Genomic DNA, 12,368 nt, shown 5'->3' on the forward strand with positions numbered 1-12,368 from the left:
TTATTTAACTGTTGCTGTGCTTGTAATCAATTCAACAGCTTTTTTGATTGTGATGTCGTGTTTCAACATATCAGCTGAAAGCAAGCTTTGTACTTGTGCCACTTCCATGTTGTAGTCTGCAGCCAATTGCTCGATTTCTTTTTGGATTTCTTCTTCTGAAGCATCAAATCCTTCAGCTTTGGCAACTGCTTCGATAACAAGGTTAGTCTTAGTACGTGACTCAGCTTCTGCTTGGTATTGGTTGTGAAGGTCTTCTTGAGTAGTTCCAGTGATTTGGAAGTACATGTCAGGATTGATACCTTGACGTTGCAAGTTTCCAAGGAATTCGTTTACTGAGCGGTGAACTTCTTCGTGAATCATTTCTTCTGGAAGTTCTACGATTTCAGCGTTTTCTACAGCTTTATCGATTGCTGCACCTTCAACTGCATCTTTGTAAGCTTCTTCTTTAGCAGCAGCCAATTCCTTGCGGTATTTTTCTTTCAATTCAGCAAGTGTTTCAACTTCTTCGTCGATGTCTTTTGCAAGCTCATCATCAAGAGCTGGAACTTCTTTAGCTTTTACTTCGTGGATAGTTGTTACGAATTTAGCTTCTTTACCTGCAAGGTCTTCTGCTTGGTAGTCTTCTGGGAATGTTACAACTACATCAACAGTTTCGCCAGCTGAGTGACCTACCAATTGGTCTTCAAAACCAGGGATGAATTGACCTGAACCAAGTCCAAGTGAGAAGTTTTCACCTTTTCCGCCATCAAATTCAACACCATCGATAGAACCAACAAAGTCAATAACAACAGTATCGCCGTTTTCAGCAGCAGCTTCCTTGATAACCAATTCAGCCAGGTTGTTGCGTTCGCGTTCGATACGCTCTTCAACATCAGCGTCAGTTACTTCTTTTTCTACATCAACTGATACTTCAAGGTTTTTGTAGTCACCCAATTTTACTTCAGGTTTTGTAACGACTTCAGCAGTGATAACCCAGTCTTGACCTTTTTCCATTGAAGTTACGTCAATTTTTGGTTGGGCAACCACTTCAAGACCAGCTTCTTTTACAGCTGCTTCATAAGCGTTTGGCAAAAGAGCGTTCATAACGTCTTGGTAAAGTGATTCTTCACCAAATTTTTTATCGAAGATAGGACGTGGAAGGTGACCTTTACGGAAACCTGGAACATTAAGAGATTTCTTCACTGACTTGAAGACACGGTCCAATTCTGGTTTGATTTGGTCTTGAGAGATAGTGAAAGTCAAGACACCACGGTTTGTTTCTTTGTTTTCAAATGATACAGACATTCTGTCATTTCTCCTTAAAATTTTTTAAATACAGTCTATTATAACATTTTCTATAAATAAAATCTAGACTAATGCAGCCAATTATAGACAACAAGCCTTTTTGCTAACTAAATGAAAGTTCTATAATGAAGTTAGCCACCCAGCCCTCCTAAAAATTAGATGTTTTAACTAGCTGATAGCTAGCCCTCGATTTCATTTGATAAGAGGCTTGATGCTGTTAGGCTGACAAGCCAAGGCTAAGATTAGCCTTGGTTTAGCTGACAAAACTGCTTCAAGGGTTCCTCTTGTCAAATGAAAGCAAAATAATTGCCCTCAATCTCACCATTTTTTTTGGGACATAATCACTTTCGATTGACAGTTTGTTCTACACTTTCAAGGATGGAATAGACAGCAAAAAGAACCCTGCTTTTCTGAAAAAGAGGTCTCCTTGCTAAGTTTAATTTACATAAATAGCCAGTGTTTGATAGGGTTTTAGTAGAATTTTCTCAGACACTTCTGCATCTTCATAGTTTGAAATCAAAATCTGTCCATTTTGGTAGACTGCTGGCAAGTCGATTTCCACTTCTTTAGCATAAAAGTTATTGAGCACTAGTAACTTTTGTTCCTCAAACTGGCGTTCAAAAGCGTAGACTTGTTTGCTATCTTCAAAGGCTGGTTTGTAACTTCCTTCTGAAATGATTGGCATTTCCTTACGCAGTCGAATCAAGTCTTGATAGAAGGTAAAAATCGGACCCTGGATTTCATTTTCTACATTGATGTCTTTATAGGATTTACCAGCTTTCAACCAAGGAGTGCCTGTTGAAAATCCTGCATTTTCCGAAGCATCCCACTGCATGGGAATGCGTGAATTATCACGCGACTTAGCTTGAATAATCTGGAAGGCTTCTTGCTGACTCTTTCCTTCTTCTAGGAGCATCTGATAGGCATTAAGCGATTCGACATCCACGTAATCAGCCATAGAATCATAGTCTGGGTCAATCATCCCGATTTCCTCACCCATGTAGATATAAGGTGTCCCACGTGACAGGTGAATGCTGGCTGCTAGCATAGTGGCTCCTTCCTTGAGGAAGTTTTGAATATCGACAAAACGGTTCAAGGCACGTGGTTGATCGTGATTGTTCCAAAAGAGGGCACTCCAACCGTCTTTATCACTCATTTCCTTACCCCAACTATGGTAAAGACTCTTCAACTCTTCAAAATCAAAGGGAGCCAAGGTCCACTTTTGTCCATCCTTATAGTCCACCTTGAGGTGATGAAAATTAAAGGTCATGGATAATTCCTGACGATCAGGCGACGAATAGAGGACACAGTTGTCCATGGTGGTAGAAGACATTTCCCCAACTGTCATAAAGCTATCGTCAGATCCAAAAGTGGCTTGGTTCATCATACGCAAATAGTTATGAACGATGGGTTTGTCTGTATAAGCTGGCTTCCCTTCATTTTCAGGACAGTCCACTGAAACCTCGTCCTTACCGATCAAATTGATCACATCAAATCGAAAACCTTTGACACCCTTGTCGCGCCAGAAATTAACAACCTTGAAAAGCTCCTTACGGACATTGGGATTGCGCCAGTTAAGGTCAGCCTGGGTCTCATCAAATAGGTGAAGATAGTATTTCCCAGTATCCCCGAAAGGCGCCCATGCAGAACCACCAAACTTAGACTGCCAATCTGTTGGTTGGTCTTGGATGAAGAAAAAGTCTTGATAATACTTATCACCAGCTAGGGCTTTCTGAAACCATTCATGCTCTGTCGAACAATGATTAAGTACCATGTCCAGCATAAAGTCAATCTTGTGCTCTTTACCGACACACACCATTTCCTCAAAATCAGCCATATCACCAAAAAGAGGATCCACTGCCATATAATCTGAAATATCGTAACCATTATCCCGTTGAGGGCTTGGATAGAATGGATTGAGCCAGACCATATCCACACCTAGTTTGGCTAAATAGGGAATTTTTTCGATAATCCCACGGAAATCCCCAATACCGTTTTCAGTGGTGTCTTTGTAAGATTTTGGATAGATTTGATAGGCTACTTTTCCTTTATCAAGTGTCATCTGTTTCTCCTTTTCTGATAAAAGGGAGGAAGCAGTCTTCCGTCCCTATTTGTGCTATTTCAATTATACTCAATGAAAATCAAAGAACAAACTAGGAAGCTAGCCACAGGTTGCTCAAAACACTATTTTGAGGTTGCAGATAGAGCTGACGTGGTTTGAAGAGATTTTCGAAGAGTATAAAACAAAAAACCGCCTAGATAATACCTAAACGGGTACTTGAAATAACCTAACAAGTTACAACTTAGCTAGTCCATTTAGATATTCATCTATATGGACCACAATCAAAAATCTTAGCCACATAGATACAAACAAATTGCTTGAACTGTTTGCATCCATGGTGACATGTCTACAAACACTATCTAAAGTAGCTAAAGTAAAAGTTTTGATTCATCGTTACAGCTTGTCTCTTATTCATTTCTTTTTCTGCTTTCTTTTTTGATGTTTCCTATCTTACCACCTTTTTCATTAGCTGTCAAGAATATTTCAGAATATTTTAAAATTTTTCGAAAATTCTTTCAGTACGCTTTCAAAGATTTTCAAATCAGTCCAACAAAAAAAGGTTTATAATTTCGGCTCTATAATATTTGTAGTGGGTAAATCCCCTATAGATATTATGGAGCCTATTTTGTGTAGAAAAAAAGTCCCATATCATCTATAATGAAAAGCGACAAAATAACTCATTAGAAAGAATCATATGGAACAATTACATTTTATCACAAAACTACTCGATATCAAAGACCCTAATATCCAGATTCTAGACATCATCAATAAGGATACACACAAGGAACTCATCGCCAAACTGGACTATGAAGCTCCATCTTGCCCTGAGTGCGGAAGTCAAATGAAGAAATATGACTTTCAAAAACCTTCTAAAATTCCTTATCTTGAAACGACTGGTATGCCTACTAGAATTCTCCTTAGAAAGCGTCGTTTCAAGTGCTATTATTGTTCTAAAATGATGGTCGCTGAAACTTCTATCGTCAAGAAAAATGACCAAATCCCTCGTATTATCAATCAAAAAATTGCGCAAAAGTTGATTGAAAAGACTTCTATGACCGATATTGCCCATCAGCTGGCCATTTCAACTTCAACTGTCATTCGAAAGCTCAATGACTTCCACTTTGAGTGTAATGTTAGAAATCTGCCTGAGATTATGTCTTGGGACGTTGAAACAGTCCGGGGAGTGACTGTTTCAATCGGGAGATGGAGATGAGTTTCATTGCTCAGGACTTTGATAAGCTCAATATCATCACTGTTCTTGAGGGTAGAACACAAGCCGTCATTCGAGATCACTTTCTTAAATATGATAGGGTCGTCCGATGTCGAGTGAAAATTATTACTATGGATATGTTTAGTCCTTATTATGACTTAGCTAGGCGACTTTTTCCAAACGCTAAAATCGTTCTGGATCGCTTTCACATTGTGCAACATCTTAGCCGTGCTATGAGTCGTGTCCGTGTCCAAATTATGAATCAGTTTGAACGAAAATCCCATGAATACAAGGCTATTAAACGCTACTGGAAACTCATTCAACAGGATAGTCGTAAACTCAGCGATAAACGTTTTTATCGCCCTACTTTTCGTATGCACTTAACCAATAAAGAGATTCTTAACAAGCTTTTGAGCTATTCAGAAGACTTGAAACACCACTACAATCTCTATCAGCTCTTACTTTTTCACTTCCAGAACAAGGAGCCAGACAAATTTTTCGAACTTATTGAGGACAATCTAAAGCAGGTTCATCCTCTTTTTCAGACTGTCTTTAAAACCTTTCTAAAGGATAAAGAAAAGATTGTCAATGCCCTTCAACTACACTATTCTAACGCAAAATTGGAAGCCACTAATAATCTCATTAAGCTTATCAAACGAAATGCCTTTGGATTTCGGAACTTTGAAAACTTCAAAAAACGGATTTTTATCGCTCTGAACATCAAAAAAGAAAGGACGAAATTTGTCCTTTCTCGAGCTTAGCTGACTTCAACCCACTACAGTTGACAAAGAGCCATAATTTCCATAAAAGTTGACATGGAAATTATAAAACCATTACTAGTTTAGTCCTTTTTGATAACGTGCCAATTCGGCTTGGTTGGCCCAAACATAGTGACCTGGACGGATTTCAACCATGGATGGTTTATCAGTCTCATAGTCGTGTTGACTTGGGTCGTAAACCTTCAAGACCTTCTTACGTTCCAAGATTGGGTCTGGAATTGGTACCGCTGAAAGCAAGGCTTGAGTATATGGGTGAATTGGATTGTTAAACAATTCTTCTGTCTCTGCAACCTCTACAATAACACCCTTGTAAATAACTGCGATACGATCTGAAATAAAACGAACAACCGACAAGTCATGGGCGATAAAGAGATAGGTCAAGCCAAGTTCTTTTTGGAATTTTTTGAGCAAGTTCAAGACTTGGGCACGCACAGAAACGTCCAAGGCTGAAATTGGTTCATCCGCAATAACAAAGTCTGGTTGCATGACCAAGGCACGGGCAATACCGATACGTTGACGTTGACCACCTGAAAACTCATGAGGGTAACGAGTCAAATGCTCAGCAAGAAGACCTACTTCACGGATAATATTTTGAACTTTCTCTTTACGTTCTTCTTCATCCTTAAATAAACGGTGATTGTAAAGACCTTCAGAAATAATATAATCAACAGTCGCACGTTCATTCAAACTTGCGGCAGGGTCTTGGAAAATCATCTGGATTCGACGAATCAATTCCGCAGCTTGTTCACGCGATTTCTTACCATTAATCTTTTGACCCTCAAAAATGATATCTCCATTACTTGTATCATTTAGACCGATGATAGCACGACCAATAGTTGTTTTCCCACTACCTGACTCACCAACAAGCGAGAACGTTTCTCCCTTGTTGATAAAGAAGTTAGCATTTTTAACCGCGACAAACTTCTTACTTCCTTCACCGAAGGAAATTTCTAAATCTTTAATTTCTACTAATTTTTCAGACATTTCCTTCCTCCTAGTCAGCCAGATGGGCAAATCCCATTTTTTCACGGATCTTATCATGGAGATTTGCAATCACAGCTGGTTTTTCTACTTTTGGAGCATCCTCATGAAGTAGCCAAGTTTTAGCCCAATGTGTCTCTGATACTGAGAATTGAGGAGCTTTTTGTTCGAAGTCAATCTGCATTGCATAGTCAGAACGCAAGGCAAAGGCATCCCCTTTCAAGTCAGTATAAAGTGACGGAGGTGTTCCTGGGATTGAGTAAAGATCCCCTTTATCATCAGCAAGCTGAGGCAAGCTAGACAAGAGACTCCATGTATATGGATGGCAAGCGTCATAGAAGACTTCCTCAACAGTTCCATACTCAACGATTTCTCCTGCATACATAACCGCTACCTTATCCGCAATACTTGCTACCACACCAAGGTCGTGAGTGATAAAGATTGTTGTGAAATGATACTCGTTTTGTAAAGATTTTAGCAAATCAATAATCTGAGCTTGAATGGTTACATCCAAGGCAGTTGTTGGCTCATCACAGATCAAGACATCAGGTCGGCAGGCAAGGGCAATCGCAATAACGATACGTTGACGCATTCCTCCAGAATATTGGAATGGGTATTCATCAAAACGTCTATCTGCGTCTGGGATTCCAACTTTATTCATGTAGTCAATGGCCAATTCTTTTGCTTCCTTGGCTGTTTTTCCTTGGTGTTTTACAATAACTTCTGTAATCTGGCTACCAATTGTTTTAATGGGGTCCAAACTAGTCATTGGATCCTGGAAGATAGTCGCAATCTTAGCACCACGAATTTGTTCCCAATCCTTGTGAGAAGATAGATTTGTCAAATCCTGACCATGGTAGTCAATACTACCTTGGGCAATGCGACCATTTTCTTCGAGCATACCTGTGAAGGTCTTTGTCAAAACAGATTTTCCTGATCCTGACTCACCTACCAAGGCTAATACTTCTCCTTCAACTAGTTCAAGGGAAACGCCGCGAATGGCTGTCAATACTTTGTCACGAACGTCAAATTCCACGACAATATCGCGAGCAGTCAAAATTACATTTTTTTCTTTTGTCATTTCTACTCCTATCTATGTGTACGTGGATCACTAGCATCCGCTAAGTTTTGACCAACTACGAAAAGGGACAAGGATACCAAAACAAGGGTTGTCAATGGAATCCAGAACAAGTAAGCATTGGTTGTTACGTTTTGTGAATAATCCGAAATCAAACGACCCAAACTTGGCACGGTAATCGGTAATCCTAGACCGAAGAAAGACAAGAAGGCTTCGTATGAGATAAAGCTTGGAAGCATTTGAGTCATCGTTGTCACAATAACAGATACCAATTGTGGCATAATGTTTTTGGCAACAATCTTCAAGGTTGGTGTTCCCAAAGTACGTGACGCCAAGTTGTATTCCAAATCACGGTAACGCAAGATTTGCACACGGATCATGAAGGCAATCCCAATCCATGTCGTCACACTCATAGCAAAAATCAGATTCCAGAATCCAGCTCCGATTGAGTAAGTCAAGACAATGACAATCAAAAGAGATGGGATGTTTGAGATGACGTTATAAACTTCCATCATGACACGGTCAACTGATTTTGAAATTCCCCAAATACCACCGACAAAAACACCGATAACCAAGTTAATCACTGTCGCAATCACAGAAATAAGGATAGAGTTACGAGCTCCAAACCAGACACCGTCAAAGAGTGATTTACCGTTACTGTCTGTACCGAACCAATGCTCAGCATTTGGCTTGATATAACGAGCACTAAAGTCGTTTACCTTGCTGACATCATTGAAATCAAACTTAGAAAACATTGGGTAGATGAAACTCATCAAAATGATGGCTACCAAGATTCCCAACATGACTACAGTTGATTTTTTCTTCATAAATTGTCTAAACACTGATTTCCAGTAAGAATATGCTGGCGCATCAATAGTTTCAGAGGCAAAATCGTCACGTTTTATAAACTGAAATTTTTCTTTATCGATTGTAGACATTATTTGCCTCCTTTCTCAGTCAATTTAATACGTGGGTCAATAATAGTCATCCAAATATCTCCCAAAAGACGTGAGAAGATAGAAATACATGTAAAGATGAAGACAAGACCAACGACCATAGAGTTATTAGATGCTTTTACAGAGTCAATCAACATTTTACCCATACCTGGGAAGGCGAAGACTGTTTCAGTAAGGGTTGCACCACCGATAACCCCAATAATAGCACCAGGAATTCCTGAAACCAGCGGAACCATGGCATTTTTAAAGATGTGTTTGTTTGAAATTTCTTTTTCAGACAAACCTTTTGCACGAGCGAAACGAACAAAGTCTTGAGATTGCAAGTCAATCATGTAACGACGAATCCAAATAGCTGTACCAGGAGCACCCAACAAACCAAGGATGACTGCTGGTAAAACGTAAGAACGCCAATCTCCAGCTCCCAAGATAGGGAACGAATCTGGAAGACCAATAGATGATCCAATCAATCGAACGATGTAAACCAAGGCAATGGTTGGAAGAGCAAGCAAGAAGGTCAAAGCCCCTGTTGAGAAGCTATCAATCCAAGTGTTCTTGAAACGAGCCATGGCTGAACCAAGTGGCACTGCAATCGCATAAGAAATCACCAAACCAATCAAACCAGTAATAGCAGAGCTGACAATCATAGATGGATATTGGTAATTACTTTCAGTCGCTGTATAAGGATCATCTTTCCCATAGCTAGCTACTTCACGAGAGTCAGCCTGACTAGGTGACTTGTAGGTTCTTGAGTAAATATTTACAGAAGACGTTTTCTTACCTGTTGGGAACTGAACTTGGGCAGTTTTGGTTTGTCCTTGACCTTGAGTAATAACCTGAAGAACTGGTGTATTAGCATAGGTTGGGTAAGAGTCACCTAAATTCAAGTTCACAAAGTTTTGATGAACAAATGGGAACTGACTGTTAAAGTATAAGAGATATTTATGTTTAGTTCCTGAACCGACCAATGACCATCCGATAGCTGGATCATTTTCAAAACGAAGGTAGCGTTTCAAGTCTGGATTTTCAGGGTCTTGGATTTTATTTGTATGGTCAATGTCAATCAAGTTAGCATAGAAGTGAAAAACACGTTCAAAAATGGGGATTTCACGACTAGCATAGAATTGACCACTTTCAGTAAATTCTCCCAAGGTCCAACCATGACCTAATTGATTGATGTACTTTTCATAAATAGCTTTATTGGTCGCATTTGCTTCTACTGTTACAGAAGAATCCATGCTACTTGCCTTTTCTTGCAACTCTTTAGTATCGTAATACTCAATGTAGCCCATACGCTCAAACACAGTATTTTCATAGTTATCACGTTTATCAGCCGTTGTCGCAATTTTATTATAGTTAGGATCCTGCTTGAAAATCAATTTTCGAGGAACCAAGGTATAGATAATCGTGTAGGTCAAAGTCGTCACTAAGAAAATCGAAACCAATGACCGCAAAACACGCATAAAAATATATTTTTTCATATTATTTCCTTTAAAAATCCCAAAAGAACCTTCTCCTCATGGAGAGAAAGTTCTATTAGAAATTATTTACTTCACATGACTTGCCAATTCTTTTTGAGCTTTCTCATTTGATTCAGCTTTTTCTTTCAACCATTTTTCACGAGCTTTTTCATACTCTTTCTTAGTCACCGCTTTATCTTGCAATTTCAAATATTTGAAGTAAACATCTGACCCCTTAGAGCCTGTTTGCGCAGAAGCTCTAGTAAATGGAACAACTCGTGAAAGCACCGGTGCTGCACCAGAAGAAGCCATAGCAGGAATAAAGAGAGAACTATCAGTCAACCATGCTTGAGCCGCTGCATATTTTTCATAACGGACATTCAAGTCGCTTGTCTCTTTGGCAGCTTCATCAACCAATTTATCGTATTCTTTCAAACCAACTTGAACTACTGAAGGGCTATTTGGATTATCAAATCCTAAATATGTTTTTGTAGTTTCACTGCTAGTTGTTTTTAAAATATCCAAGTAAGTAGATGGGTCTTGATAGTCTGGTCCCCATGTAACTCCTCCCGATACATCCCAATCCTCAGATGAAGCATTGGCAGCATAGTAAGTAATATTAAGGAATTCATCACTTGTCATTTGTTGAATATCGACAACGACATTTTCAACACCAAGAACTGTTTCTACAGATTGTTTAAAGGACTGAATACGGGCGATGTAGCCTTTTGATGCTTGGTCTACTGGAACATCCAGATGAATAGGAAACTGAACGCCATCTGCTTCTAAAGCTTTCTTAGCTTTCGCAAACTCTGCCTTGGCCTTGTCAGCATTGAATAAACCATCCTGCCCATCAGCTAAATTCACACCTTTCCACTCATCTCCATAAGCAGGAAGTTGAGCAGCGACTAAATCACCAAAGGTCTTCTCACCAACTGAAACAAAGTCTGGTTTTACAAATAGATTACGAACTGCTAAAGCTGCTCCATCTTTACCATTGATTTGAGCTGAGTAAGCTGAGCGATCAAGAGCAAAATTCAAGGCTTGACGGAAATCTTTGTTAAGCAATGCCTTCTTAGTAGCTGCTTTCTCTGAATCTGTAGTTTTAGAAGTATAGTTGTAACTTTGGCGATCAATATTCACACCCAGACCAGCAATCCCAGAGCCTGGTTGTGTATAATAGATATTGTCCTTGTATTTTTCTGCAACCTTAGAATAGTTGGAGCTGGTAGGGAAAAGACGGGCATAACTATAAGCTCCACTAGTGAAGTTACGCTCTAGCGACTCCTGATCTGAGCCATCATAGTAAGCCAGATTTATAGTATCTAGGTGGACGTTTTCTTTGTCCCAATATTGTTCATTTTTTACAAACTCTACAGAAGATTTTGCAGTCAACCCTTTCAACAAGAATGGCCCATTATAAAGCAAGGATGTCGGATCTGTTGGTTTAGCAAAATCGCTTCCTTTTGATGTTTCGAATTCTTCATTCAGAGGCCAGAAAATAGAATAGGTCAACTTAGAGTTCCAGAACGGTTCAGGCTGGTTCAAAGTGTATTGTAACGTATAATCATCAACCGCCTTGACACCAACTGTTGAAAAATCTGTTGAAGTTCCTGATAGATAATCTGCCAAGCCTTTAACCGAGTTTTCAGCTAGATACATAGCTTCTGATTTTTTATCTGCTGCGTGTTTTAAGCCGTTCACGAAATCTTTAGCCGTCACCTCTGCATATTCTTCTCCATCAGAGGTAAACCATTTAACCCCTTTACGAATCTTATAAGTGTAGGTCAAACCATCCTTAGAGACTTCCCAATCCTCTGCAACTGCAGGAGCAAGATTACCGTAATTATCGTTAGTGAATAAACCATCAATCCCATTTGAAGTCACTACTGTTGTACTATTTTTACTTGAAATCAGGTAGTCCAAGGTTTCTGGGTCTGCTGTATAAACATAGCCATAAGCTTTAGGGGCTGATGAATCAGATGATTTTGAAGAACTGCATGCTGCAAGTACACCTGCTGCTAATAAAACAAGACCTGCTGTAGCAAATACACGATTTTTTTTCATTTTCTACTCCTCTGTTTATGTGAATTATAGATTGACGACCATTATATCATATTATCCATTAAAAATCAAACAAATTTTCAGAATATTTAGGCTTGTTGGCACAAATTTTTCATTTTTTTTGAATATATGATTCAAATTGTCGTTCGAAGTGTCAAAGACTACAGTGAAAATAGGAAATTTGACGCAGAAACTTTGGAGCTTAGGAAGACATACAGTAAAATAAAATACGGACGGAACAATGTGATTTTGGAATTCAAATTAAATTATAACAATATTAGACTTCCTGCAAAAGAGGATATAGCTTCATGAGTCCTTGATAACCATTGTCAGCCAAGATTTTACCAGCTTGTCCGATATTTCTGCGACTCGTTTTGAACAACTTCATATCATGACAATAGTTCACAGCGATATCCAAAGAAACAATTCTCCCTTGACTTGTGACAATCGCTTGAGCCTTCATAGCGTGGCATTTCTTTTTATAGTCATTTAGTTTT

Annotated in this window: 8 protein-coding genes and 2 pseudogenes; 2 read left to right on the forward strand and 8 right to left on the reverse strand. The window is 39.1% G+C overall.

Translation table 11 applies throughout. From position 1 onward, the window contains the following. Both tig and treC read right to left on the reverse strand, forming a co-directional pair. Window positions 1–1,284, reverse strand: a complete 1,284-nt coding sequence (gene tig / locus HT678_RS03610; protein ID WP_101514803.1) for a trigger factor — start codon at window positions 1,282–1,284, stop codon at window positions 1–3. 436 nt (window positions 1,285–1,720) lie between these two features. Beyond that, entirely contained in the window at window positions 1,721–3,346 is a 1,626-nt protein-coding gene (gene treC / locus HT678_RS03615; protein WP_166731043.1) for an alpha,alpha-phosphotrehalase, read from the reverse strand. Window positions 3,347–4,040: 694 nt separating this feature from the next. Between treC and HT678_RS03620 the strand changes: the two are divergent. After that, window positions 4,041–5,317 (forward strand): annotated as a pseudogene (locus HT678_RS03620) (ISL3 family transposase). A gap of 75 nt (window positions 5,318–5,392) precedes the next feature. Here the strand turns inward: HT678_RS03620 and HT678_RS03625 are convergent. The 5 genes from HT678_RS03625 to HT678_RS03645 all read right to left on the reverse strand — a co-directional run bounded on the left by HT678_RS03625 (window position 5,393) and on the right by HT678_RS03645 (window position 11,874). After that, window positions 5,393–6,319, reverse strand: a complete 927-nt coding sequence (locus HT678_RS03625) for an ATP-binding cassette domain-containing protein (protein ID WP_101514805.1) — start codon at window positions 6,317–6,319, stop codon at window positions 5,393–5,395. A gap of 10 nt (window positions 6,320–6,329) precedes the next feature. Next, window positions 6,330–7,397 carry an ABC transporter ATP-binding protein gene (locus HT678_RS03630; protein WP_172924600.1) on the reverse strand — a complete coding sequence of 356 codons (1,068 nt, stop codon included), beginning with the start codon at window positions 7,395–7,397 and terminating at the stop codon, window positions 6,330–6,332. 8 nt (window positions 7,398–7,405) lie between these two features. Further along, a complete protein-coding gene (gene oppC / locus HT678_RS03635; RefSeq protein WP_000103690.1) occupies window positions 7,406–8,332 on the reverse strand; it encodes an oligopeptide ABC transporter permease OppC in 927 nt (308 codons plus the stop codon). Then, the gene (locus HT678_RS03640; RefSeq protein WP_050207981.1) at window positions 8,332–9,828 is read right to left on the reverse strand and encodes an ABC transporter permease; all 1,497 of its coding nucleotides are present in this window, start codon (window positions 9,826–9,828) and stop codon (window positions 8,332–8,334) included. The genes oppC and HT678_RS03640 overlap by 1 nt, the downstream gene beginning before the upstream one ends. Window positions 9,829–9,894: 66 nt before the next feature. Continuing rightward, a complete protein-coding gene (locus HT678_RS03645; RefSeq protein ID WP_050269502.1) occupies window positions 9,895–11,874 on the reverse strand; it encodes a peptide ABC transporter substrate-binding protein in 1,980 nt (659 codons plus the stop codon). Window positions 11,875–12,000: 126 nt separating this feature from the next. Here HT678_RS03645 and HT678_RS11455 point away from each other — a divergent pair, with 126 nt between their 5' ends. Further along, on the forward strand, window positions 12,001–12,183 hold the full coding sequence (locus tag HT678_RS11455) for a hypothetical protein (protein ID WP_078800210.1): 183 nt from the start codon (window positions 12,001–12,003) through the stop codon (window positions 12,181–12,183). On the opposite strand, the pseudogene HT678_RS03650 reads toward HT678_RS11455, so the two are convergent. Continuing rightward, window positions 12,167–12,368: pseudogene (locus HT678_RS03650) on the reverse strand (transposase); the annotation flags it as partial. The gene HT678_RS11455 and the pseudogene HT678_RS03650 sit on opposite strands and share 17 nt — an antisense overlap.

The organism is Streptococcus sp. 3167, from assembly GCF_013277175.1.
Taxonomy (GTDB): domain Bacteria; phylum Bacillota; class Bacilli; order Lactobacillales; family Streptococcaceae; genus Streptococcus; species Streptococcus pseudopneumoniae.